Origin of the sequence: Limosilactobacillus reuteri (genome assembly GCF_034259105.1) — a bacterium.
GTDB classification, from domain to species: domain Bacteria; phylum Bacillota; class Bacilli; order Lactobacillales; family Lactobacillaceae; genus Limosilactobacillus; species Limosilactobacillus reuteri_G.
Genome location: NZ_CP139478.1, coordinates 131100 through 157276 on the forward strand (window position 1 = coordinate 131100; position 26177 = coordinate 157276).

23 protein-coding genes and 3 pseudogenes are annotated in these 26177 nt (G+C 40.0%); 22 read left to right on the top strand and 4 right to left on the bottom strand.

Features of this window, described 5'->3' with window-relative positions; genetic code table 11:
• Nucleotides 1-102 precede the first annotated feature (102 nt).
• The 12 genes and pseudogenes from SH603_RS01535 to pyrE all read left to right on the top strand — a co-directional run bounded on the left by SH603_RS01535 (nucleotide 103) and on the right by pyrE (nucleotide 11544).
• Nucleotides 103-1041 (top strand): sugar-binding transcriptional regulator, encoded by a 939-nt coding sequence (locus SH603_RS01535; protein WP_113896975.1) that lies wholly within the window; start codon nucleotides 103-105, stop codon nucleotides 1039-1041.
• Between the two features lie 78 nt (nucleotides 1042-1119).
• Nucleotides 1120-2262, top strand: coding sequence for an IMP dehydrogenase (gene guaB / locus SH603_RS01540; RefSeq protein ID WP_169471356.1), 1143 nt, complete (start codon nucleotides 1120-1122; stop codon nucleotides 2260-2262).
• Between the two features lie 180 nt (nucleotides 2263-2442).
• Nucleotides 2443-3132: a response regulator transcription factor gene (locus SH603_RS01545; protein ID WP_321534001.1), complete on the top strand. Its 690-nt coding sequence runs from the start codon at nucleotides 2443-2445 to the stop codon at nucleotides 3130-3132.
• A 31-nt stretch (nucleotides 3133-3163) separates the two neighbouring features.
• On the top strand, nucleotides 3164-4309 hold the full coding sequence (locus SH603_RS01550; RefSeq protein ID WP_169472892.1) for a sensor histidine kinase: 1146 nt from the start codon (nucleotides 3164-3166) through the stop codon (nucleotides 4307-4309).
• Nucleotides 4310-4444: 135 nt separating this feature from the next.
• Complete coding sequence (locus tag SH603_RS01555) at nucleotides 4445-5353, top strand: AzlC family ABC transporter permease (protein ID WP_169471307.1); 909 nt, start codon at nucleotides 4445-4447, stop codon at nucleotides 5351-5353.
• 2 nt (nucleotides 5354-5355) lie between these two features.
• Nucleotides 5356-5700, top strand: coding sequence for an AzlD domain-containing protein (locus SH603_RS01560; protein ID WP_169471308.1), 345 nt, complete (start codon nucleotides 5356-5358; stop codon nucleotides 5698-5700).
• 96 nt (nucleotides 5701-5796) lie between these two features.
• A complete protein-coding gene (locus tag SH603_RS01565; protein WP_225437708.1) occupies nucleotides 5797-6720 on the top strand; it encodes a LysR family transcriptional regulator in 924 nt (307 codons plus the stop codon).
• A 297-nt stretch (nucleotides 6721-7017) separates the two neighbouring features.
• Nucleotides 7018-7947 carry an aspartate carbamoyltransferase catalytic subunit gene (locus SH603_RS01570; RefSeq protein ID WP_169473520.1) on the top strand — a complete coding sequence of 310 codons (930 nt, stop codon included), beginning with the start codon at nucleotides 7018-7020 and terminating at the stop codon, nucleotides 7945-7947.
• Between the two features lie 13 nt (nucleotides 7948-7960).
• A pseudogene (locus tag SH603_RS01575) lies at nucleotides 7961-9251 on the top strand (dihydroorotase).
• The gene (locus SH603_RS01580) at nucleotides 9251-10177 is read left to right on the top strand and encodes a dihydroorotate dehydrogenase (protein WP_321534002.1); all 927 of its coding nucleotides are present in this window, start codon (nucleotides 9251-9253) and stop codon (nucleotides 10175-10177) included. The pseudogene SH603_RS01575 and the gene SH603_RS01580 overlap by 1 nt, the downstream one beginning before the upstream one ends.
• A pseudogene (pyrF, locus tag SH603_RS01585) lies at nucleotides 10159-10906 on the top strand (orotidine-5'-phosphate decarboxylase). The gene SH603_RS01580 and the pseudogene pyrF overlap by 19 nt, the downstream one beginning before the upstream one ends.
• Nucleotides 10903-11544, top strand: a pseudogene (pyrE, locus tag SH603_RS01590) (orotate phosphoribosyltransferase). The pseudogenes pyrF and pyrE overlap by 4 nt, the downstream one beginning before the upstream one ends.
• Before the next feature lie 71 nt (nucleotides 11545-11615).
• On the opposite strand, the gene SH603_RS01595 reads toward pyrE, so the two are convergent.
• The 4 genes from SH603_RS01595 to SH603_RS01610 form a co-directional block, all read right to left on the bottom strand.
• Nucleotides 11616-12275, bottom strand: coding sequence for an HAD hydrolase-like protein (locus tag SH603_RS01595; RefSeq protein WP_169473528.1), 660 nt, complete (start codon nucleotides 12273-12275; stop codon nucleotides 11616-11618).
• Nucleotides 12276-12328: 53 nt separating this feature from the next.
• On the bottom strand, nucleotides 12329-12991 hold the full coding sequence (gene ribB, locus SH603_RS01600; protein ID WP_169471777.1) for a 3,4-dihydroxy-2-butanone-4-phosphate synthase: 663 nt from the start codon (nucleotides 12989-12991) through the stop codon (nucleotides 12329-12331).
• A gap of 221 nt (nucleotides 12992-13212) precedes the next feature.
• Nucleotides 13213-14178, bottom strand: coding sequence for an IS30 family transposase (locus SH603_RS01605; RefSeq protein ID WP_321534003.1), 966 nt, complete (start codon nucleotides 14176-14178; stop codon nucleotides 13213-13215).
• 145 nt (nucleotides 14179-14323) lie between these two features.
• Nucleotides 14324-15499, bottom strand: a complete 1176-nt coding sequence (locus SH603_RS01610; protein ID WP_169471778.1) for an SAM-dependent methyltransferase — start codon at nucleotides 15497-15499, stop codon at nucleotides 14324-14326.
• A 170-nt stretch (nucleotides 15500-15669) separates the two neighbouring features.
• Between SH603_RS01610 and SH603_RS01615 the strand changes: the two genes are divergently transcribed.
• From SH603_RS01615 to purQ, 10 genes are all read left to right on the top strand, one after another.
• Nucleotides 15670-16701 (top strand): AI-2E family transporter, encoded by a 1032-nt coding sequence (locus SH603_RS01615; protein ID WP_169483238.1) that lies wholly within the window; start codon nucleotides 15670-15672, stop codon nucleotides 16699-16701.
• 179 nt (nucleotides 16702-16880) lie between these two features.
• Nucleotides 16881-18542: a formate--tetrahydrofolate ligase gene (locus SH603_RS01620; protein ID WP_321534004.1), complete on the top strand. Its 1662-nt coding sequence runs from the start codon at nucleotides 16881-16883 to the stop codon at nucleotides 18540-18542.
• A gap of 193 nt (nucleotides 18543-18735) precedes the next feature.
• Nucleotides 18736-20415, top strand: a complete 1680-nt coding sequence (alsS, locus tag SH603_RS01625) for an acetolactate synthase AlsS (protein ID WP_321534005.1) — start codon at nucleotides 18736-18738, stop codon at nucleotides 20413-20415.
• Between the two features lie 16 nt (nucleotides 20416-20431).
• The gene (gene budA, locus SH603_RS01630; RefSeq protein ID WP_169472835.1) at nucleotides 20432-21148 is read left to right on the top strand and encodes an acetolactate decarboxylase; all 717 of its coding nucleotides are present in this window, start codon (nucleotides 20432-20434) and stop codon (nucleotides 21146-21148) included.
• Between the two features lie 185 nt (nucleotides 21149-21333).
• Nucleotides 21334-21819, top strand: a complete 486-nt coding sequence (gene purE, locus SH603_RS01635) for a 5-(carboxyamino)imidazole ribonucleotide mutase (protein ID WP_169472834.1) — start codon at nucleotides 21334-21336, stop codon at nucleotides 21817-21819.
• Nucleotides 21782-22936: a 5-(carboxyamino)imidazole ribonucleotide synthase gene (gene purK, locus SH603_RS01640; RefSeq protein WP_169477811.1), complete on the top strand. Its 1155-nt coding sequence runs from the start codon at nucleotides 21782-21784 to the stop codon at nucleotides 22934-22936. Before purE ends, purK begins: the two co-directional genes overlap by 38 nt.
• Nucleotides 22937-23007: 71 nt before the next feature.
• The gene (purB, locus tag SH603_RS01645; RefSeq protein WP_169472832.1) at nucleotides 23008-24303 is read left to right on the top strand and encodes an adenylosuccinate lyase; all 1296 of its coding nucleotides are present in this window, start codon (nucleotides 23008-23010) and stop codon (nucleotides 24301-24303) included.
• A gap of 223 nt (nucleotides 24304-24526) precedes the next feature.
• Nucleotides 24527-25246 (top strand): phosphoribosylaminoimidazolesuccinocarboxamide synthase, encoded by a 720-nt coding sequence (purC, locus tag SH603_RS01650; protein ID WP_169472831.1) that lies wholly within the window; start codon nucleotides 24527-24529, stop codon nucleotides 25244-25246.
• On the top strand, nucleotides 25247-25495 hold the full coding sequence (gene purS, locus SH603_RS01655) for a phosphoribosylformylglycinamidine synthase subunit PurS (protein WP_169472830.1): 249 nt from the start codon (nucleotides 25247-25249) through the stop codon (nucleotides 25493-25495).
• Nucleotides 25496-26176 (top strand): phosphoribosylformylglycinamidine synthase subunit PurQ, encoded by a 681-nt coding sequence (purQ, locus tag SH603_RS01660; RefSeq protein ID WP_135951739.1) that lies wholly within the window; start codon nucleotides 25496-25498, stop codon nucleotides 26174-26176.
• Nucleotide 26177: the final 1 nt, after the last annotated feature.

Here is a 26177-nt window from a genome sequence, read left to right on the forward strand (position 1 = left end):
ATAAGCTAGAGAGTGCAGTTTATAATAAAATGTGGTTTAGATAATGAAAGAGACTGAGGTAATGCCCAGTCTCTTTTAGTATGGAGAAAGGAGGAAAGTTAGATGGATGATAAAAATAAGATTGAATTAGCGCTAAAAGTAGCAACCTTATATTATCGTGATGGATGGAACCAAAGTGATATTGCAACTGAACTGAATATTTCCCGGGCAACAGTGTCACGATTATTACAATTTGGTCGGGACCGAGGATTAGTAACCATTAAAATTCATAATCCCGTTGCTCCGCTTCACCAGTTGGAAGTAGACTTACTCGCTAAATATCCATCATTGCATAAAATTATTATTGTTCCAGGCACGGATGATTCACTTGAAGAAGTTGGCGCAGCGGGAGCTAAATATATCGAACAAGTCGTAGAAGATAAAGACATTATTGGGTTAGGCTGGGGAAAAACCGTCTATCAAGTAGGATTGCATTTGAAACCTAAAGACGTTACTGATATCACTGTTGTTCAAATGAAAGGCAGTATGGCAAATACTAATACGCGAAATTATGCGTTTGAAACGGTTAATATCTTTGCGAATGCTTTTAATACCGTTCCCCAGTATTTGCCGTTACCTGTTATCTTTGATCATGCAAAGACACGTGAATTAGTCGCTAACGATACCCATATCAAACATATTATGAAGTTAGGGGAGCAATCTAATATTGCTGTTTTCACAGTGGGAACAGTACGTGACTCAGCATTGTTATTTAAATTAGGTTACTTCACCAAGCAGGAGCAATTAACGTTACAACATGAGGCGGTAGGGGATGTTTTCTCTCGTTTCATTGATAGCAAGGGTCAGATAGTAAATGAAGATATTAACCAACGAACGATTGGGATTGCGCTCCCAGAGTTGCGAAAGAAAAAACACAGTATTTTAGTAGCGGCCAGTGTTGCTAAGGTACCAGCAGTGCATGGTGTTTTAACTGCTGGTTATGCAAATACATTGGTTATTGATCAGGAGAGTGCGAATAGCCTAGTTAATTTTTTAAATTAATTTAAATATTTAGATTGACCTCAGTGCGAAATCCTAGTAGAGTATACCTAATTAAAAATCAAAGGAGTTGCACTACAGATGTCAAATTGGGACACGAAATTTGCCAAGAAGGGCTTAACCTTCGATGATGTATTACTTATTCCAGCCGAAAGTCATGTATTACCAAATGAAGTTGACTTGAGTACACAGTTAGCTGATAATTTGAAGCTTCATATTCCATTGATTAGTGCCGGAATGGATACTGTTACTGAAGGACCAATGGCGATTGCAATGGCCTTACAAGGTGGTTTAGGGGTTGTTCACAAAAACATGTCAATCCAAGCCCAAGCAGGAGAAGTAGCTAATGTAAAGAGCGTAGTCGTACCTGCAGGCGCAACTAAGGCTGCTGTTGATGATAATAATCGATTATTAGTTGCTGCAGCGGTGGGGGTTACTAGTGATACTTTTGAACGTGCTGAGGCCCTTTTGAAGGCGGGCGCAGATGCAATCGTTATCGATACAGCTCATGGACATTCAGCAGGTGTTCTTCGTAAGATCGCGGAAATTCGCGAACACTTCCCAGACGCAACCTTAATCGCTGGTAATGTTGCTACTGGTGAAGCTACTCGCGCCTTGTTTGATGCTGGTGTTGACGTTGTAAAGGTTGGTATCGGTCCTGGTTCAATTTGTACTACTCGGGTGGTCGCTGGAGTTGGTGTTCCACAAATTACTGCTATTTATGACGCTGCTAGTGTTGCTCGTGAATATAACAAGCCAATTATCGCTGATGGAGGTATTAAGTACTCTGGTGACGTTGTAAAAGCTCTTGCTGCTGGTGGTAATGCAGTAATGCTCGGTAGTATGCTTTCTGGTACGACGGAAGCACCTGGCGAAGTTTTTGAAGACAATAGCAAGAAGTACAAGGCTTATCGTGGAATGGGTTCGGTTGGTGCAATGGCTCAAGCACATGGTTCCTCCGACCGTTACTTCCAAGGTGGGGTAAATGAAGCCAATAAGCTTGTTCCAGAAGGTATTGAAGCTCGGGTAGAATACAAGGGCGATGTTTCTGATATTATTTTCCAAATTGATGGTGGCCTTCGCTCAGGAATGGGTTATGTTGGTGCTGGTGATATTCCAACCCTAATTGAAAAAGCTCAATTTGTCCAAATTACCAATGCAGGACTTATCGAGTCACACCCTCATGATGTCCAAATTACTCGTAGTGCACCTAACTATAAATAACTAATTCAATAAGAAACTGCTATGGCTTTATTCGTGAAAAGATAGTCACAGCAGTTTTTATTTCCCGAGAAATAATGGAGGGTAAACTTTTTGTTAAGGCTATCTTAGAATGATCGCTTTTTTCGCATAGTTAGTTATAATATTCAATAGGATATTATGCTGTAAAAAGGAGTACCTCTTATGAAAATTCTAGTTGTTGATGATGATAAAGAAATTGTTCAATTACTTGAAATTTACATCCGAAATGAAGGATATGAGCCAATTTCTGCTTATGACGGAAAAGAAGCATTAATAAAGCTAAATACTAATCCTGATATTGGTCTGATTATTCTTGACTTAATGATGCCAGAAATCGATGGAATGGATGTAATTAAGCGGGTGCGGAAAGATTCTGATATTCCAATTTTAGTGCTTTCAGCTAAGACGGCAGATATGGATAAGATACAAGGTCTAATCACTGGGGCGGACGATTATGTTACTAAGCCATTTAATCCGCTCGAAGTAATGGCACGAGTTAAATCATTACTTCGTCGGAGCCAAGGAGAAGTGACAAATGATCAACCGGATATTCTTAATGTTGGTCCATTATTAATCAATAAAGATTCTCACGAGGTTAAGACGATTAAAGGGGATGTAATTCAATTAACAGCCCTTGAATTTGGTATCTTATATTTACTTGCCAGTCACCCTAACCGTGTTTTCTCAGCAGATGATATTTTTGAGCGGGTATGGCAACAAGAAAGTGTCGTATCAGCTAAAACAGTCATGGTTCACGTGAGTCATTTACGGGATAAAATTGAAGAAGCAACTAACGGTGAAAAGGTTATTCAAACTGTGTGGGGTGTTGGTTATAAGGTGGAAGACCACTAAAGCCTAGCCTTAATGATGTGGAGGAAAAATTGTGAAGTTAACGGGGCGTGAAAAGAGTTCGCTTATTTTAGAAGGGGTAGTAACGGTTATTCTATTGTTATTGCTGAATATGGCGATTATCGTAATTATTCAAGATGCCATTCAGTCAAATCCGGGAGTAACCAATGGAATCTTTATGATTAAGCAATCATTGAAGATTGGCCCGCTTCAAGCACAAATATGGAGCTATCAGCGGATCTTAATTGCCTTTTTAGTAATTATTGATGTGTGGGTGGTATGGTGGCGATTGCGTCGCCGATACCACCTTTATCAAATGGATCATATTATCGCGGAATTACACTATATTGCGCAAGGACATTTGGATCATCGGATTCCATTTCGGCTAAAAGGAAATCAACAGCATGTTATTACTAGTGTAAATGCATTAGTTGATAGCGCGGTGCGTTCAATGGATGATGAACGGAAGATTGAGAAGTCAAAAGATGAGCTGATTACTAATGTAAGCCATGATTTACGGACGCCATTGACTAGTATTATTGGCTACTTGGGATTGATTGAAGATAAGCAATATCGTAGTGAGGAAGATATTCTAAAATACACCCATACTGCTTATGAGAAGGCTAAACAAATGAAGACCTTGGTCGACGATTTGTTTGAATATACAAAAGTTCAGCAACATGGGGCACCAGTAAATATTATGAAACTCGATCTTAATCAGTTAATTGAACAGTTAACGGCAAGTTTTGAATTAGAAGCCCAGCATCGCGGAATCGAAATTACTTCCTCAGTTATTCCTAGTCCTTTAATGATTGAGGCGGATCCGGAGAAGCTTGGTCGAGTTTTTAATAATTTAGTTTCAAATGCCTTTAAATATGGCAATGGCGCAAGTTACATTCGGATCGATGCCCGGCAAGAAAATGATATGGTGGTCGTCAAAGTTGCTAATGATGGCACACCAATTCCTGAAAAAGCACTTGATCACCTATTTGAGCGTTTCTACCGCGCGGAAGCTTCCCGTTCACGAGCTACTGGTGGAACGGGATTAGGTTTAGCGATTGTCAAAAGCATTGTTGATCTTCATCATGGGAGCGTCAAGGTTACTTCAAATGAAGACGAAACAGCATTTATTGTCACATTACCTTTAAAACAAGAAATTAAAGAAAACAACCAAAAATGAGAAAAAAGTCTAAAATCATTTGATTTTAGACTTTTTTCTTTTTCAATTATATTCAACTAATTTTATATGTGGTAGACTAAAAGAGCATTGTGTCACTTGATATTATAAAAGATACAAATTATTGGAGGAAATTCTGTGGCTAAAGCACAAATAAATCCAGAAAGGACACGCTGGCTTGAGGTGCTTGGTGTCTCAATGCCATTGTGTCTTAGTTATATTCCGATTGGATTGGCCTGTGGAATCTTGCTACACGCAGCAGGTTTAAACTTTATAATGATTTTATTGGTGTCGGTATTAGTGTTTTCTGGTGGGGCACAATTTATTCTAGCATCGTTATTAGCAAGTAACGCTCCATTAGGGACTATCTTTATCTCACTTTTCTTCTTGGAGTTACGATATGCATTGTTAGGATCGAGTTTATCTAAATATATTAAGGATAAATCAGCACGTTTCATTCTCATCTTTTCTGCATCAATGAACGATGAAAACTATGCTGTTAACTATATGAAGTTTGTAACTGATAAGAAATGGGATCCCGATGACGCGTTGTTAGTGGAGTATTATTCACTTGCAGCATGGTCAATTTCAAACGTGGTTGGTGGTTTGATTGGTGGTGCAATTTCGATTGACCTTGAAGTGGTTGATTTTGCATTAACTGCCTTATTCTTATATATGATCGTAATGCAGGTTCAAAACCACTTGACCCTAGTTATTGGTATTTTGGCAGCTGTTCTTGGTGTATACTTCCAGGCATTGACTAAAAGTACACTTGGGATTATTATTGCGACCTTAATTGCTTCCTTTGTTGGGTTCTTGATTGAAAATACAGTTCGTCACCATAGTAAGCATCCAAATTCGAACTGGTTCTTGACAAAAATGTTTAGGCCGAAGATCACAAAGACTACGATCGAGGATAAACAAGCGCAACAAAAAGAAGTTAAGGAAGTTGAAAAACTGGAAACTAAGATTGAAGATGTTGTTGAACACCATGATGAGAAACATGAAGAGAAAAAACATGATGATCAACATCCTGATGAGGGCTAGACATGGAGCAACTATTAAGTAATAAAATCGTTTACCATATTATGGTGATTATCTTGGCAGCTTTAGCGGCATTTATTCCCCGTTATCTACCAGTATTATTCTTCTCAACGCGAAAAATCCCAGAATGGTTTAATGAATGGATGAAATATGTCCCAGTTAGTTTATTTGCGACCCTGGTTGTAAAAGGGATCTTCTTAACTGGCTCTTATCATTTTACTTTATTCGGTTATCCAGAACGAATTATTGCAGCAGTGATCGTGATTGTGATTGCATACTTTACACGGTCAATGTCGATTTCAGTAATTGCTGGATTAGTTGCTGTTTGGCTTCTGAGTTTAGCGTTATAAGAGTAGTTTTGTTATAATTAAATTAAGCTTTAAACAGTGGAATTGGTTTCTAACTTGCTAAGAAGCCAATCCCTTTTATTTTAGGAAGTGAGTACGTTGGATTTTAAGCAAACAATTGCATTTGTTAACCTTGCCAATACTTTGGATTATCAATATGCGGCAAAAAAATCAGGTATAACGGTTGATGAATTGGTTAGCACAATTAAAGCACTCGAAGAAGAGCTTAAGATCAAGCTTATTAGACCGGAAGGCGGCGTAGTTGAATTAACTGAAATCGGGGCAAAAATTTTACCATTGATCACTGAAATTGCTCAAAAACACGCTAAATTATTATCGGTGGTTACGGATTATCGAAAAAAGGAAGCAGAAGAAGCGATCAAAGTTGCTGTCGTCCCAGGCTTTACTAATTATCAAGCAGCTCCGGTTGTTAAAAAATTAGCCCAACAGCATAAAATGAATATTGTTGAAGATGTTGATCCAATGGCACAGCTACAACAAGGGGAAAGCGAGCTGGTATTTATTAGTTATGCTGGTAAACTTCCTGATGATTTTGAGGTGCTTTCAGTGGGAACTGATGATTTAGTAGCTTATATTCCAGCGCGGAATCCACTTTCTAAACAAAAGGAATTAACGCTTACAGATCTAAAAGCAGAAAAGTTCTTAACATTAAACCATCAAAATCCGTTTGCGGTCTTTGTTCAACAAGCTTGTACTGCGGCTGGATTTGACCCATATTCCGTTTTTGAAGGAGAAAAAGGAAGAACATTAGTAAATATGGTTGCCTTGGGGATGGGGATAACCTTGTTGATGGAACAATCAATAAGTGAAAACTTAGATAGCAAAGTGGTTAAAGTGCCAATCGTTCCCCAAGTTACCCAAAAACTTGCTTTTGTTCGTCGCAAAAATAATGTCGAACAGATGCCAAAGGCAGGAAAAGCTATGGCAAGCTCTAAAAGAATCTTTTGCAAAATAGAAAAAAGATTTGACATTTTCATGAACTACGCTTATTATCATAAATAATAAAAATACCTTTAACTTAGTCCCGTGAGGCTAGGAAGGATTTAATTGAGCGTTTAAGTACACCTTCTTAGCTATTGCTGAGGAGGTTTTTCTTTTAAGCAGTAGCACCAAGAATACGCCAGTAAAATCAATAGGTATTTTGAAACGACCGACCATTTAATTGTTTCCAGAGAGAGCAAAACGGTATGTTGTTTTTAGCCTACTTATATCCTAAAAGCAAACAGTGATGACTCTCGAAATCTAAATGGGAAGTTATCACTGTTTTGTTGTAATTAGACTGGAAAAGGAGCGCTATTGATGATTAGTACAGAAAGAATTCAACCAAATTTAGTAACAGTTGCCGACATGGATGCAGCAGATGCAATTGATTTAATTCATGAAGCCCAAGCATATAAAGCTGGAAAGCAAGCGGTTCTCACTGCACCTGCATACGCGGTTAACCTCTTCTTTGAAAACTCAACCCGAACGAAGACCAGTTTCCAAATGGCACAAATGAAGTTGGAGACGAATGTACTAGAATTCGAAGCGGGTACGAGTTCAGTGAAAAAAGGGGAAAGCCTCTATGACACTGTTAAGACAATGGAATCAATTGGTGTAAATGTTGCGGTAATCCGTCATCCTGAAAATGAATATTACAACCAATTGCTTAACCATTCAGACTTTAAGATCGGAATTGTAAATGGTGGTGATGGCAGCGGCCAGCACCCATCCCAATGTTTACTTGATATGATGACAATTAATGAAGAATTTGGCGATTTCAAGGGGTTAAAAGTACTAATTATTGGTGATCTTAGTCACTCCCGAGTAGCGCACTCAAATGCAATGATGCTTAATCGCTTAGGAGCAGAGGTTTACTTTGCTGGTCCGGAAAAATGGTATGATCCTACACTGGAACAATATGGAACTTTTGGTGACTTTGACAAATTGCTTCCTCAAATGGATGTAGTTAATTTACTACGAGTTCAAAATGAACGGTTAACGACTGCTGACGGTCAGGCTTTTGATGCTAATCAATATCACCAAGCTTATGGTTTAACTTTAGAACGGGCCGCAAAGATGAAGCAGGGTGCAATCATTATGCATCCAGCGCCAGTTAACCGGGGTGTTGAAATCGATAGCTCCCTTGTTGAAGCGCCTAATTCCCGCATTTTCCAACAAATGACAAACGGCGTATATACCCGGATGGCAATTCTTAGTCGAGTTCTTCGTTACCAAGGATTGATGTAAAAAGGTGATTGCGATGAGTAAGGCAGTTTTACTAACGAATGGCCAGCGAATTTATAATGATGAATTGGTTAAGAGTGAAGTTTTGATTGTAGATGGCAAGATTAAGGCAATTGGCGAGCATATCCAGGCACCAAGTGATGCAGAAATAATCGACCTGGATAATGGCTTGATTACACCAGGACTAATTGATGTTCATGTTCATCTTCGCGAGCCAGGCTATACCAATAAAGAAACGATTGCCACAGGAAGTAAAGCTGCTGCACACGGTGGCTTTACGACAATTGCTGCAATGGCCAACCTTAATCCGACATGTGACACACCAGAAAAATTTAAAGAACAGGTTGATCGAAACGAGAAAGCTGGACTGGTAAAAATCCTCCAATACTCACCAGTTACAGTTGGTCGGGCTGGGAAACAAGCGGTTGATGTTGCTGAGCAGTATGCTGCAGGTGCCCGTCTTTTTAGCGATGATGGTGCGGGAATTCAAGATGCTGGAGTTGTATACCAAGCAATGCAACAACTAGCTAGAGTTAACGCTCTGTTATGTGATCATGCTCAAGATAATCAACTTGCACAAAATGGGGTAATTAATGACGGCGCAACTATTGCTAAAAAACTAGCACTACCAGGAATGCCAGCGATTAGTGAAACAGCGCAAATTGCCCGGAATTTGGTGATTGCGCAGGCAACTGGGGTTCATTATCATGTTTGCCATGTTTCAACTAAAGAAAGTATTGACCTGATTCGTCATGCCAAACAACAAGGAATTAACGTTACATGTGAAGTGACTCCCCATCATTTACTTTTAGCCGATGCTGATATTAAAGAGGATGATGCTGAATTTAAGATGAATCCACCTCTTCGGCAGCGTCTTGACCAACAAGCTTGTTTAATTGGGCTATTGGATGGCACGATTGATTGTATTGCTACCGATCATGCACCATACCGATGTGGAGAAGCAACAAGGATTTCTTAAATCGCCAAATGGCATTGTTGGCTCAGAAACAGCTTTTGCCTTACTCTATACACACTTTGTTAAAACGGGTATCTTTACGCTTGCCCAATTGATTGACTGGATGGCCGTTAAACCGCAAGCGATTTTTAACCTTGATAACGCTGGATTATTAAAGGTAGGGGACCCAGCAGATATTGCTGTATTTGACATCGATCATCAAGATGTAATTCAACCAGACCAGTTTTTCTCTAAGGGTCACAATACTCCATTTGTTGGTGAACAAGTATACGGAATGACTAAGCGAACTTATGTTGATGGAAAACTCGTATATCTGGAGGGAGAAGGATAATGCAAGAAACACAACGATTAGCAGTTGAATTGCCGGGATTATCACTAAAAAATCCGATTATTGCGGCAAGTGGGACTTGTGGGTATGGGCAAGAAGCAGCTAAAAAGTATAATCTTAATCAGTTAGGCTCCCTTGTGTTAAAATCCACTACCCTCCATCCCCGCCAAGGTAATCCACGTCCGCGAGTTTGTGAAACCAGTGCCGGTTGGCTTAATGCTAATGGTCTTCAGAATGTGGGCATTACCGCAGCAACTAATGAAAAAATTCCGTGGTTACGAAAAAATTATCCGCAACTACCGATTATTGCAAGTGCTGCTGGTTTTTCTGAAGACGAATACGTTAAAGTCGTTAGTAAATTTGCTAATACGGCTGGGGTGAAAGCAATTGAATTAAACGTGTCATGTCCGAATGTAAAACACGGCGGGATGGCAATGGGAACTGATCCAGAAGTACTGCAACGATTAGTAAAACAAGTAGTTAAAGCTGCCCTAGGAATTCCTATCTATGTAAAGCTAACACCAAATGTAACTAATATTGTTCCTCTCGCGCAAGCGGCTGAGCAAGGGGGCGCTAATGGCCTGACGATGATTAATACGTTAACGGGATTAAGCATCGACTTAAAAACCCGACGCCCGGCTTTAGCTAATGTAACGGGCGGTTTATCAGGTCCTGCAATTAAGCCTTTAGCATTAAGAATGATTCACCAGGTACGCCAGGTTTCTTCTTTGCCTATCATCGGCGTGGGTGGAATTGAGTCAGCTGAAGATGTCCTTGAATTTATGATGGCAGGTGCTAATGCTGTTCAAATCGGGGCAGCTAGTTTTCATGATCCATTGGCTTGTCCGAAAATTGCAGCTGATTTACCAATCGTAATGGGTAGATACGGGATTAAGAAACTGACGGATTTATGGGAGGTAAGATTTTGAAACGCTTCGTACCAATGGTGGCGATCGATGTTGCAACTAAGCAGGAAGCAATTGACTTATTTGACAAATTAATGGTAAAACCGCAGCCGATCGTAAAAATTGGAATGGAATTGTACTATGGCCTAGGACAAGTAATTGTTAAAGAGGCAAAAAAAACGGGGATTTAAGGTATTCCTTGATTTGAAATTATACGATATTCCAAATACTGTTCATCGCGCAATGGCAGCTATTGGCCGATTGGGAATTGATTTTACGACAATTCACGCAGCGGGGGGCAGTGAAATGCTGATTGCCGGATTGGCCGGTCTAGAAGAAGGAGCTAAGGAAGCAGGCGTTGAACCAGCAAAGTTATTAGCAATTACCCAACTTACTTCGATTGACGAAAAAATTCTGCATGAACAACAGCATGTTGATTTGTCGTTGATTGAGTCAGTTCAAAGCTACGCGCGCTTAGCAGAAAAAGTAGGATTGGCTGGCGTAGTATGCTCAGCCCATGAAATCAAGGCGATTCGTGAAGTGACTGGGGATGATTTCCTATGTGTAACGCCAGGAATCCGCCCGACTCATGCAATAAAAGATGATCAAAAACGAGTGGTTACCCCTGCCCAAGCAAGAATAGATGGAAGCAATGCGATTGTGGTTGGCCGGCCAATCACCCAGAGCTTTGACCCGGTTGCTGCTTATCAAGAAGTCCAAAAAGCATTCTTAAATGAGGAGGAAGAAAAATGACATATTCACAACGCGTTGCAAAAGCATTATTAGATATTCATGCTGTTACCCTTAACCCAGACCAACCATTTACCTGGGCAAGTGGTCTAAAATCCCCAATCTACACAGATAATCGATTGACGATTTCTTATCCAGAAGTTCGGCAAGCAATTTTTAATGGGATGGTTGAACAAATTAAACTCCATTTTAGTGAGGCCAATGTTATTGCCGGGACAGCAACTGCTGGAATTCCTCATGCGGCATGAGTTGCTCAGAATATGGAATTACCGATGATTTATGTTCGGACTAAGCCGAAAGATCATGGTCAAGGCAAGCAAATTGAAGGTGTTCTTAAAGAAGGACAAAAAGTCGTCGTGATTGATGACCTTATTTCAACTGGTGGTAGTGTACTAAACGCTGTGCGGGCGGTTAACAATGCAGGCGGAAAAGTAATTGGCGTTGTTTCTGTCTTTACTTATGATTTGCCAGCTGCTGAACAAAACTTTATGGCAAATGGACTAAAATACTATTCAGTAACGGATTATATGACTTTGATTAAGGTCGCAAAGGGAAATGACCAAATTAGTGCGGACCACCTCAAGTCTCTTCAAGAATGGCGGAAAGATCCGTTAAGTTGGAGTAAAGAGCAAGCATCATAATAATTACTTATCAAAAAAGCCTAAGATTGATTCAGAAAAAATGTTAATCTGAATTAATCTTAGGCTTTATCTTATTGTTTATCTTCCCAAATCTTTTGGAGCATTGGGTAGCGTAAGTCGCCAACTTGTACTACTTGATAATCTGCACTTGCTAATGTTTTGGCATCACCAACACCAATTGCAATCGCATTTATGTGATGAATATTCTCGATATCATGAGCTGTCGTTCCAACTCCAATGCAATTAGCTCCGATAAGATTTAATTGATTAACAGCAGTTAGATATGGGTTTTCTTTATCATTAGTCTTAACGATACTATCGACATAATTATCAAGGTCAATTTGTTTAAGAACATTTTGTACATCCCCATTAGCATCTAACACGGCAATTTTAACGTAATGATCATAGAGATTTAGTAAAAGACGCTTAATTCCTGGAAGTTGATCCTTTTCACTTAGGCTATCCGCTTCTTCGTTAAGAAATTTTTGCCATTCTGCAATCATTGAAGCCTTTTCGCTTGGGGCAGGATTAGCATTAAAATGGGCTAAGGCTAGGGAGAGCCCCTGCGAAGGAGTAAGGTTATCGAATTGGGAAGCTAATTTTCCAGGTAATCCCATCCCAAATTCATACATTGCAAAACGTTGCCATGCAGTAAAGGATAACTTATTTGTATTAACAAAGATATTATTAAACGAAAAAATCGCACCGTCCATGATTAAACATCCCTTCATAGGTAATTATGTCTATATTTTAACGTAATCGAAAATGAAAGGGAATACATTAATTAAGCATTTACTTTAGCGAGGTCAGCGGCATAATCGATTCCCTTTGCGTCCAAATACTCAATAATTTGATTGATTGTAATAAATGGTACATGAACTCGGTTAGCGAGGACTGACAGATTACCACGACGAGCCATCTTGCCGTCACTCTTTAACACTTCGATAATAACAGCAACTGGTGCCTTCCCTGCTAAATAGGCAAGATCAACAGCTGCTTCGGTGTGACCGATTCGATCTCTTAATCCATGAGGTTGGGCGTAAAGAGGTTGAATGTGGCCGGGATGATTAAAGTCAGATGCTTGTGCAGTTGGCTTGGCAATTTGCCGAATCGTTGCTGCGCGGTCAAAAGCGGAAACACCAGTAGTAACACCGGTTGCTTCTAAGGTACCATCAGTAGTAACCATAAATGGTGTTTGGTGTGGGTCAGTGCTATGTTCTACCATGGGCTTAAACGCTAAATGCTTAGCAATATCTTCGCTTACTGGTACACACATCAAACCATTTGCCTCGTTCAACATTTCATAGATAGTATCAGCGTTGACATTTTCACCTAAAGCTACTAAATCACCTTCGTTTTCACGATCTTCATTATCGGCTAAGATGATATAACCACCATTTACTAATTGGTTTAATGCTTCTTCAACAGTTGAAAATTGACTTTGCATAATTTATATACTCCTTTGAAATTCTGAAAGTGATAGAACAGTTACATTCGAATGTGTCATTATAATAACGAACATTTTAATTTAAATCAACCTATTTTTAAACTAAAAAACGAATAATATTAAAGGGTTTCAAAGGATAAGTTTGTGAAAGATCTGGAGAAAATAAAGATTTCTCACCAGCTCTACGTTCTATTTTTAGAGTCCCGAAATGTCAATTTAAGTTAGAAAGAAAATAGTTGCTCATCAGTGACGTAAGACATGAATACTTCATATGGAGTTCGATAGCCTAGTGATTTACGGGGCAGGTTATTTCGCTTACTCATCAGTTGGGTTACCAATTCATCAGGAAGATTGCGGAAATCTAGCTGTTTCGTTAAGCCATCCCGGCGTAAAAGACCGTTGTTGTTTTCGTTCAGCCCTCGTTGATTGGGAGCACCAACCTCGGCAAAGTAAGTGTGAAGGTCAAATTGATTGGCAATCTCGCGCCAGCCGGCGAATTCTTTTCCGTTGTCAAAGGTAATCGATTTGAAGAAGTGCCGCGGGAATTTCCGAAGCCACTGACTTAAGTGTTGGTTAATCGCATCAGCCGTCTTTTCGTGCACATTGAGTACAATTTCGACCTTCAATTGGCGTTCGGTCAGGGTCATTACCGCCCCTTGGTGCTTTTTGCCTTGGACGGTATCAGCTTCAAGGTGCCCAAATTCAGTGGCATAGTGCGGAAAGTCCTTGGCACGCTCGTGAATACTTCGCCCCAATTGGCCAGCCTTCCCGCGGCGCTCGACATAGCCATTCGGGTGCCGCTTACCTCGCATCGGCAAGGAACGGACATCGAAGCCGAACTGGCCACGTTCAAACATCCGGTAAAGAGTTCGCCGGTTACAACTAATTGGGCGCTCAGCGCGCCCAATAATGGTATCAGGCGTCCACCCCTGGGCAATTTTGTCGTTGATATAAGTGAGTTCAGCCAGTGACAACTGAGTACGTTTTCGGCCACAACGTTGCTTATTGCGCATATAGTGATCTTGATAATCAGCAATTGAGGCACCGGTTTCCAGGTAACGATAAACGCGATAAACGGTTTCGGCGCAACGGTTGATCATTTGGGCCACTCGGTACGCTTTAAGCTTTTGCACGAAAGAATGGGCGATGATTGTCAGCTCGTTTGTGGTAAGATGGGTGTAAGTCATTTGTGGTTTCCTTTCTTTTGTTTAGGGGTATTCAAAAGTCTACCACAAATGGCTTTTCTATTTTTCTAACTTAATTTTACAAACGGCGAGTAACAAAAAAGTCCAGAACGAGATATTTTTCGTCCTGAACTAATCTTAGGTTGTTCTATTTTGTCATGTAATCCCGAGTCATTGGTAAGTTTTTACCTGATGGACCCTTAGTAATCAAGTATTGAATAACATCAATGTTTCCCGATTCAAATGATGCAGCACATGCTTGAAGATATAGATCCCACATTCGTGTAAAACGTTCACCCATCATATCAAGAATTTGGTCACGATGTTCATTAAAGTTCATATCCCAAATTTCGAGGGTACGTTGATAATGACGGCGGAGCATTTCAATATCAGCAATTTGCATATGATTTTCTTCGATGTGACCGATCATTTCTTCAAGACCAGGTACATAGCCGCCAGGGAAGATATACTTGTTAATCCACCCATTATATGCACCGCCTTGTTGACGAGTAATACCATGAATCAAGGCAACCCCATCATCGGCAAGGTAACCTTGGATATCCTTAAAGTAAAGACGCAGATTTTCTTTTCCGACGTGTTCAAACATACCAACGGATGTAATGTAATCCCACTTTTGGTCACCAAGTTCACGATAATCAATAAGTTTAACTTCGGCAACGTCTTGCAAACCTTCTTTTTCAATCCGTTCCTTAACAAGGCGGTATTGTTCTTCGCTTAAAGTAACCCCGGTAACTTTTAAACCGTATTCTTTAGCAGCGGTTAACATTAATGTTCCCCAACCACATCCGATGTCAAGCAATGTTTTGCCAGGCTTTGGATCAAGCTTCTTTAAGATGTGATGAACCTTATCAACTTGTGCTTTTGTAAGATCATCATGGTTGCCATCAGTAAAGTAAGCACATGAGTAAGTTAGCGTGTCATCAAGCCATAATTTATAAAAGTCGTTTCCAACATCATAATGACTTTGAACATCATTTTCACTCTCTTTTTCTGAGTGACCTTGTTTAGGCAAAAATTTGCGGAACTTAGAACTCCGCATAAAACTATCAGCACTTTCATAGGCTGATTCGATCAATTCTTGAATGCTACCCTGGATCTCGATCTTCTTATCCATGTAGGCTTCCCCAAGTGCAATTGAGGCGTTCTTGGTAATATCACGCATTGGAATTTTTTCGTTAAAGGTGATAGTTACCTCAGGAGTTTCGTCACCATAAAAAACACTTGATCCATCCCAAAATACGATCTTTACGGGAATGTTAAACGAGTGCTTTAGTAGTGACTTATAGAACGTCTTTTCTAACATGAAACGTATCCTTCTTTCTGCAATAATAATATTCATTATAACACCCTTAAAATAAAAGTGTTTCAAGACAATTTATAAAAAACATTTCATAAGAAAGCAATAAACTAATTGCTGAAAAAATGAAAGCTTGCTACTATGCTAATTAGTAAGAAAAATAGGGAGATGATTGAATGACGAATGCCTGGAAGCATTTTATTGAGAATGTAAAACTACGGCGATTCACCGTCTTATTATTAATCATTGTCGTACTCTGGCTAATGAGATCAATGATGAATTTAATTTTATTTACGTTTATTCTTACTTACCTTGTTGTTAGTTGGGTAAGACTCGTCCAACGGTGGTTACCACGAATGTCGACAAGTTTAATTGTAATTGTGACCTATGTGTTATTGATTGTTCTTTTATATTTAGGAGTGACACGCTATTTACCAGTTTTGTCTCGACAAGTTGTTAAAATGGTTAATTCAGTAGTTCATTTCTATAGTACTCATCAAGCAACAATGATATATCGTTATGTCAGTCATTACGTAAGTACAGCTACCATTATGAGCCAGGTTCGGCATGGAATAACGATCGCGGTTAGTACGTTGACAAGTATTGGTGCCATTACCGTTTCATTTGTAATGTCTTTAATCTTGAGCTTTTTCTATACACTTGAATTAAAACAGATGAATGAATTTTCTCATAGCTTTTTAGATAGTGATTTTGGCTGGTTCTTCCAAGATATTGACTATTTTGGTAAGAAATTTGTTAACACTTTTGGGGTGGTATTAGAGGCCCAATTCTTTATTGCTATTTGCAACACGGTGATTACCACGATTTGCCTATTATTTATGCGAATGCCGCAGATTTTCGCCCTATCGTTAATTGTATTTATCTTTAGTTTGGTTCCAGTTGCTGGAGTAATTATTTCAACAATTCCATTAGCGATGGTCGGTTACTCAGTTGGCGGAGTTCGCGATGTGGTCTATATTATCATTATGATCATCATCATTCATACTCTGGAGGCCTACGTTTTAAACCCTAAGTTTATGTCTAGCCGGACAGATCTCCCAATTTTTTATACCTTTATTGTATTATTGATTGGTGAACATCTTTTTGGTACATGGGGATTGATTGTTGGAGTACCAATCTTTACCTTCTTGCTCGATGTATTAGGTGTAAAACCAATTCGTGGAGCGAAAAGAATAAAAAATAAGTAAGTGAAAAATAAAATTCCATAGCGGAAATTTATTTTTTACTTTTTATTATCCGAACAATTTTTGCGTGTGAGCTAAAGAAAGTTAATGAAAATCGAACTTATTTTACAAAATGGCTGAAAAAGTCTTGAGTTAGTGTATAATGAAATTAAGATAGGCCTAAAGAAAGGAAGCTGATATTCATGACAGACATTGAGATTGCAGACCAAGCGACCCTGGAACCAATTACAGAAATTGCCGAGAAACTCGGACTTTCAGAAGACGAAATCGAACAATATGGTAAGTACAAAGCTAAAATTGATTTAAATGTAAAGCCATTACCTGATAAAAAACATAAACTAATTTTAGTTACGTCCATCAATCCGACTCCTGCTGGTGAAGGAAAGTCGACTGTCCTAATTGGTTTAGGGGATGCATTAAATCAGTTAAATTATCAGACAACGATTGCGATGCGTGAGCCATCAATGGGTCCTGTTTTTGGGATAAAAGGTGGTGCAACCGGTGGTGGATATAGTCAGGTTGTTCCAATGGAAGATATTAATCTGAACTTTACTGGTGACTTGCATGCTCTTACAAGTGCTAATAATACTTTGGCTGCTTTAATTGATAACTATATTATGCGTGATAATGCAATGAACCTTGATCCGCGGCGAATTATCTGGAAACGAGTAGAAGATGTTAACGATCGCGCGCTCCGGAATGTAGTTACCGGTCTTGGGGGTCCAATGGCTGGTGTTCCACGTGAAACGGGCTTCGACATTACAGCTGCTTCCGAGTTGATGGCAATTTTATGCCTTTCAACTAGTCTTCATGACTTGAAAAAACGGATTAGTCGAATTGTAGTAGGATATACATACGATAAAGAGCCGGTTACAGTTGGTCAGCTTAATTTTCAGGATGCAATTACAATTATCTTGAAAGACGCATTAAAGCCTAACCTTGTTCAAACTTTAGACCATACCCCAACAATTGTACACGGGGGACCATTTGCTAACATTGCGCATGGATGTAATAGTGTGCTAGCGACACAAACTGCCCTTAACCTTTCTGACTATACTGTAACGGAGGCTGGTTTTGGGGCTGATCTTGGTGGAGAAAAGTTCCTTGATATTAAGCAACGTGTTCTCGGTAAGCATCCTGATGCAATTGTCATCGTAGCTACTGTCCGAGCGTTAGAATACAATGGTGGGGCCAAGCTCGCAGACTTGAATGAAGAAAATCTTGATGCGCTGAAAAAAGGAATGGTAAACCTTAATCGTCATATTAAGAACATGCAATTATATGGGTTACCAATCGTAGTTGCAATCAACCATTTTGTCAGTGATACCGATAAAGAAATTCAAATGATTAAGGATGACTGTGCTAAGCAAAATGTTGAAGTAATTTTGACTGATGCTTGGGCTAAGGGCGGTAAAGGAACCCATGATTTGGCTAATAAAGTAGTCGAACTTGCTGATAGTCCAAGTGAATTTACTCATATCTATGACGTTCAAGTTGATGACCTTCAAACTAAGTTAGAGAAGATTGCTAAGCAGATTTATGGTGCTAAAGAAGTATCATTTAGCCGTAAAGCACAAAATCAATTGAAGCGATTTGCTAAGTACGGATGGAATGATTTGCCAGTATGTATTGCTAAGACCCAGTACTCATTTACAGATGACCAAAAACAACTTGGTGCCCCAACTGACTTTACTTTCCGTATTCGGGAATTGGTACCAAAGATCGGTGCTGGCTTTGTGGTGGCTTTAGCTGGTAATATGATGACGATGCCAGGTCTCCCTAAAGAACCAGCTGCTGTAAACATGACGATTGACGATGATGGTAAAATTACCGGATTATTCTAAATAACCAACATGAAACATCGATTGTGCAATAACGTACATCGATGTTTTTTTCACAAACTTTTTAGGGCTAGCGGGTTGAAGTCGTTGATATACTGCTATGTGAACTTACTCGTTTTCTTGTGAAATTATAAAATAAGGGCTACAGTAGAGGTATATCGTTTTATAAGTTTAACTAGGTAGAGGTGAATGGCTAATGGAAAAGAAACTATATGGTGCCGATGTTGTTATTGATAGTTTGAAAAAGCACGGGATTAATCTCGTCTTTGGGATTCCCGGGGCAAAGATTGACCGTTTGTTTGAGGGGCTAAATGGTCAAGACAGTGAAGATGCACCTAAGTTAATTGTTACCCGGCATGAGCAAAATGCGGCGTTTATGGCCCAAGCTTATGGTCGCTTAACCGGAAAAACAGGGGTCGCAATTGCTACTTCTGGTCCAGGGGTTGGTAATTTAGTAACTGGGATTATGACAGCTAACGCAGAAGGAGATCCAATGTTAGCGATTGGGGGCCAAGTACAACGGAAGGACCTTCACCGCGCAACCCACCAAAGCATGCCTTCAACTGAAATTATGGCGCCAATTACGCAATATAGCGCTGAAATTCAAGACCCTAATAATATTTCAGAGATTATGGCCAATGCGTTTGAAGCAAGTCAAGATGCACGTAAGGGAGCAGCTTTCGTTAGTCTTCCACAAGACGTTGATGATGCTGAAGTAACCGAAAAGCCATTGCCAATTTATGAAACACCTAAGATGGGTCCTGCTGATCCAAATGACTTACAAAAACTAGTCGAACTAATTAAAAATAGTAAAATGCCGGTTATCTTAGTTGGTCAACGGGGTGCGGATGAAGAAATTACAACCGCTCTTCGCAAATTATTAAGTGATTATTCGTTGCCAGTTGTCGAAACATATCAAGCAGCTGGAGTGGTATCACGTGACTTAGAACAACAGTCATACTTTGGACGGATTGGCCTTTTCCGCAATCAAGTTGGGGATCAACTCCTTCAACAAAGCGACCTTGTTATTGCTGTTGGTTATGATCCAATTGAATACGAACCACGAAACTGGAATAAGGAGGGGAATCTGCGCATAGTAAACCTTGATACCTTGCCAGCTCAAATTGATAACCACTATACGCCAATCATGCAACTAGTTGGGAATATTGCTACAAGCTTAACGGAACTTGATAAGTTGCTAAAGGGGTATGAATATCCTGTTGCAGCGACTGAGCAACTTGCCAAGTATAAGCAAGAACTTGATCAAGATAAAAAGATTCAAGTACCAGCAAGCAATGATGCTAGTCATCCGTTAGCGGTTGTGCATGCAATTCAAGAAAATGTTACTGATGATATGCACGTTGCGCTAGATGTGGGTTCCCACTATATCTGGATGGCCCGGCATTTCCGTTGCTACCAACCACGACACCTGTTAATCAGTAACGGGATGCAAACGCTGGGAGTTGGCTTGCCATGGGCGATGGTTGCAGCGATGCTTTATCCTGAACATAAGTCAGTGGCAGTTTGCGGGGATGGAGGCTTCCTCTTCTCTGGGGCAGAATTAGCGACTGCTGTTCAACACCATCTTAATGTTGTAACGATTGTATGGAATGATGGCGGCCATTACGACATGGTTAAGTTCCAAGAAGAGATGAAATACCCGCAAGCAGCTGGTGTTAAGTTTGGAAATGTTGATATTGTTAAGTATGCTGAGAGTTTTGGTGCAACTGGACTGCGGGTAAATAAGCCAGCTGACCTTACTAAGGTACTCAGTCAGGCCTTTAATATTGATGGACCAGTTGTGGTAGATGTTCCGGTTGATTACAGTAATAATAAAGAATTAGCTGCTAACTTGATTGATTCACAACTTGGCTAAGAGGGGAACAAAGATTATGACAACATTATATGAACATGGAACGTTAGCTGCGTTGATGGCAGGGAATTTTGATGGCACAATTACTGTCAGCGATTTGTTAAAACATGGTTCGATGGGAATCGGGACTTTTACTGGCTTAGACGGTGAGGTTGTTATCCTGAATAATGAAGTGTATCAGGCCGTTTCAAGCGGTCAGGTCAATCATATTACAGATATGGATGCTACAATGCCATTCGCCTCAGTCCATTTTCCTGCTGAACAACAGGATATAACATTAAGAAATGTAAACTTTGCTAAACTTAATAATGATTTTGTTAAAGAACATAAGCTTGCTAATGTTTTTGCATTCTTACAATTGAGTGGTGAGTTTGAACACGTCAAAATTCGGATTGCTCCGAAGCAAGAAAAGCCATACCCGACGTTGCTCGATGTCGCTCAACATCAGCCTGAGTTTACGGCTGAAAATATTTCTGGGACCATTATCGGTTATTATGCACCAGAAATTTTTGGCACGATTACGGCAGCGGGCTGGCACCTTCATTTTATTAGCGATGATCGACAATTTGCTGGACATCTCTTGGCCTTTGATGCTTCTGAATTAACAGGTAGTTTTGAAATTTTTGATAATCTAGAACAACATCTGCCAATTCATAACAAAGAATTTCGGGAGAGTACAGTTGATATGGCAACTTTACGTGATGGAATTGCTAAATCGGAAGGTAATGCTGAATAGAACGCTTAACCATCCGTTCTTCGGGGGTGGGACTGAAAACTCGCAAGTGAGTTCAGTCCCACTCCCTTTCTTTTTCATCTATTAAATACGAACTATTTATTGCTTATTTAATTTAAAGTTCGAATTTATATTGAATTACGGAAAATGATTTGCTATCCTTAAAGCAGATTTGAGGAGGCATTGTTATGAGTGATATTAGTGTTGTGATGGGCAGTAAATCAGACTGGCCAACTGTTAAAGAAACTTGTGATATTTTAGATGAATTTGGTGTTTCATATGAAAAGAATGTGATTTCTGCTCATCGGATGCCAAACGAAATGTTCGCGTTTGCGCAAAATGCGGTTGATAATGGAATTAAAGTGATTATTGCATGTGCCGGGGGTGCAGCCCATCTCCCCGGAATGATTGCAGCCAATACCCCCCTACCAGTAATCGGTATTCCGGGACAAACAAAGGCTCTCGGTGGAATGGACTCGCTTTTATCAATTGTTCAAATGCCAGCGGGAATTCCGGTGGCAACTACTGCGATTGGGAAAGCAGGAGCTAAAAACGCTGCGTTATTAGCATTGCAAATTCTGGGGATCACAGATAAGCATATCCAACAACAAATCATCGAGTATCGACAGGCAATGCATGATCAAGCAAAAGAAAGCGGGCAGTATCTTGAATAAATTTATTCCACAAGGCTCAACGATTGGCATTATTGGTGGTGGCCAATTGGGACAGATGATGGCATTGGATGCCAAACAGACGGGGATGAAGGTTATTATTTTAGATCCGACACCAAATTGTCCAGCGGGGCAGGTTACTGATGAACAAATTGTTGCTCCTTATGCCGATACTAAAGCGATTGAAAAGTTGGCTGATAAAGCGGATGTACTAACTTACGAATTTGAAAATGTTGATTTAAATGCTTTGGAAGATGTACAGGATCGCGTTTATCTTCCCCAAGGAACTAACTTGCTTTACACGACCAAAAATCGTTTGCGAGAAAAGAACTTCTTGCGTCAGGCAGGGGTAAAAACAGCTCCATTCATGGCAGTGCATACTTCTGCTGAATTAAAAGATGCGGTAAAGAAAATTGGTTACCCGTCAGTTTTGAAAACCAGTGAAGGGGGATATGACGGACACGGGCAAGAAGTGTTACGTAATAAGGACGATCTTGATAAGTGTGCCCTTATTTTAACCACTGGCAACTGTATCTTAGAGGGATGGGTTCCTTTTAGCCGCGAATGTTCAGTGATGGTCGGACGTAATGAAGATGGAGAAATAACGGTTTTTCCAGTTTCAGAAAATATTCACCATGATGAAATTTTACATTTAAGCATTGTCCCAGCAAGGATCTCTTCTGAATTACAACAAAGGGCGCAAAAAATAGCGGTACAGATTGCCCAAGCGATTAATTTACGAGGAATTTTAGGGGTTGAAATGTTTGTAACAGATAATGGAGAGATCTATATTAATGAGCTTGCTCCCCGCCCGCACAATTCCGGGCATTATTCAATTGAAGCTTGTAACTTCTCCCAATTTGCCATCCATAACCGAGCAATTTGTAACTGGCCACTCCCGCAAGTAGAATTATTAAAGCCGGTGGTAATGGCAAATGTTTTAGGCCAGCATATTGATGGAGTCCGCCAACAGATTCAGAAAAAGGCAGATTGGCATTTTCATGATTATGGGAAAGCAGAAGTTCGTCATAACCGGAAAATGGGCCATGTTACAATCTTGACTGATGATATTGAAGCTACTTTAGCAGAAATTGACAATACAGGAATTTGGAGTGCATAAAGTTCGGCTTTACGTAACCGCTTTTCCTGTGCGATAATACATTTAGAAAAAATAGAGAGGATTTTTAACTGATGATTGATCGTTATACCAGCCCAGAGATGAAAAAGATTTGGAGCCTAGAAACACAATACCAATGTTGGTTAGATGTTGAGATTGCTGCTGATGAAGCGTGGAGTAAGCTTGGGCATATTCCAGCAGAAGATGTGGAGAAGATTAAAAAGAATGCCAAGTTTTCTGTAGAGGGAATTGCAGAAATTGAAGCAGTGACCCATCATGATGTGATTGCTTTTACCCGAGACGTTTCTAAATCATTGGGGCCTGAACGAAAGTGGGTTCACTATGGAATGACGAGTACAGATGTAGTTGATACTGCACAAGGCTTGCGTCTGAAAAAGGCGAACGATATCCTTCGTCAAGATATTGATAACTTTATGGATGTCCTTAAAGAATTGGCTGAAAAGTATAAGTACACAGTTTGTATGGGACGGACACATGGTATCCATGCTGAGCCAACAACTTTTGGCTTGAAAGCTGCTCGTTGGTATTCAGAAATGAAGCGTAATAAGGAACGTTTTGAACATGCTGCTAAGGGTGTTGAAGCGGGTAAAATTTCTGGTGCAGTAGGAACTTTTGCGGAAATTGATCCATTTGTTGAAGAATATGTCTGCAAAAAACTTGGCTTACGTCCTCAAGAAGTCTCCACACAAGTTCTTCCTCGAGATTTGCATGCTGAATATATTGCTACCATTGCGCTTATTGGAACAAGTATGGAAGAAATGGCAACTGAAATTCGCTCTCTGCAACGGACGGAAATCCATGAAGTCGAAGAACACTTTGCCAAGGGACAAAAAGGATCTTCTGCTATGCCACATAAACGTAATCCAATTGGCTCAGAAAACATTACTGGTTGTGCGCGGATGCTTCGTGGCTTTATGGTACCTGCTTATGAAGATGTTTCACTTTGGCATGAACGGGATATTTCCCATTCCAGTGCAGAGCGAATGATTTTACCAGATGCAACTTCATTACTTGATTACATGTTGCGGCGGTTTGGTCGAATTTTAAAGAATCTCGATGTATTCCCTGAAACAATGAAGAAGAATATGGATAAGACATTGGGCTTAATTTACAGTGGTCGGGTTCTTTTGAAGTTGGTTAACAGTGGGATGACTCGGGAAGCAGCTTATGATTTGATTCAACCATATACCGCTAAGTGCTGGGCAGAACAGATTCCATTCCGCCCACTATTGGAAGATGACCCAACAATTCAAAAGCAATTATCTAAAGAAGATCTTGATGATGCCTTTGATTACCACTGGCACCTCCGCCATGTTGATGACATTTATAAACGATTGGGATTAGACTAATATAAGCTAGTTTAAGGGGCTAGACGAACGAAAAAGTTTTTCTAGCCTTTTTGTTATGCTTTATCTGGCAAAACACGAACTATTTAAGTGAAAAAACATATAAATATCGTAATTTGTATTGACAAGCGGGAAGAGGAAAGAGTATATTGTTGTCATGAAATATCGAATTAATTTTCGGATATTAAAATAAAAGTTCGTGTTTTACTGAAAGGAAGTTCCCTAAATGGAGAAGTTATTGTATACCGGCAAGGCAAAACAGATGTGGCAAACAGAGGATCCAGCAGTTTTACGAGTAGTTTATCTGGACCAAGCTACCGCCCTCAACGGAAAAAAGAAGGATCACTTTACCGGTAAGGGTGAGGCTGCCAATGCTATTTCTTCGCTTGTTTTTGATTACTTAATGAAGCAGGGAATTGAGACTCACTTTATTAAGAAACTATCAACTAACGAAGACCTGGTAAAAAAGTGTGAGATGTTCCCGCTTGAATTTGTAACGCGGAATGTAATTGCTGGTCATTTTGCGAGTCGGTATGGACTTTCAGAAGGGGAAGAGCTTCCTTCGCCAGTTGAGGAAATGTTCTATAAAAGCGATGAACTTGATGATCCCTTTATCAATGAATCCGCAACGATTGCTCTTGAGATTGCCAGCAAAGAGGAACTTGCGCAAATGTGGGGGATCTGTCGGAAGGTCAATAACTTACTTAAACCATTATTTGCCCAAGCTAATTTACGGTTGGTTGACTTCAAACTCGAATTTGGCCGTTTGAATGATGGCAAGATTATCCTTGCAGATGAATTTTCGCCAGATAATTGTCGGTTATGGGATCTGACAACTAAGCAACATATGGATAAAGACGTATATCGGCGTAAACTTGCTGATTTAACCCAAACATATGATGAGGTATTGGAACGGTTAGAAGTAGTAATTAAGGAGGAAGCATAAATGATTAATGTTCGGATTTTCGTAACTTATAAGCAATCGGTCTTTGATCCGCAGGGAGAAACAATTAAGGATGCAATCCATTCTCTAGGGCATGATGAAGTAACTGCCGTTAAAGTTGGGAAATTCTTTGACGTTACCTTGGATACAAATGAGGGTGAGGTAACGACGGCAGTAAAAGAAATTGCTGATCAGCTCCTTGTTAATTTCAATATGGAAACTTATACATACCAAGTTATGGAGGAAGCCTAGATGAAAATTGCGGTGGTTGTTTTCCCAGGATCCAATTGCGATGTGGATTTATATGAAGTCCTTCATTCCGTTTGCCATGCAGATGTGGAATATGTTTCTCACCGGCAAAAAAGTTTAGCTGGTTTTGATGCTGTGATGTTACCAGGAGGCTTTTCCTATGGTGATTATCTACGCGCTGGCGCAATTGCCCGGTTTACCAATATCATGCCTGCAATAATCAAAATGGCCAATGAGGGAAAACCAGTTTTTGGAACGTGTAACGGATTTCAAATTTTGACAGAAGCGGGTCTTTTGCCAGGCGGACTTAAACGCAATGATAACCAACGCTTTGTTTGTAAAACCGTTCCTTTAGAAGTAGTGAACTCGCAAACTCTTTTTACTAGTCATTACCAGGATCACGAACGAATCGCATTACCAATTGCGCATGCCGATGGTAGTTACTATGCGGATGAAAAAACACTAGATGAACTTGAAGCAAATAATCAAGTTGTCTTTCGTTACGCGACTGAAAATCCAAATGGCAGTTTGCATAACATTGCTGGAATTACCAATAAGCAGGGAAATGTCTTAGGCATGATGCCCCATCCTGAACGAGCAGTAGAAACCATTCTTGGCAGTACGGATGGCTTACGGTTATTTGAGTCCTTGTTAGAAAACGGCAGAATTAAAGTGGAGGCATAGT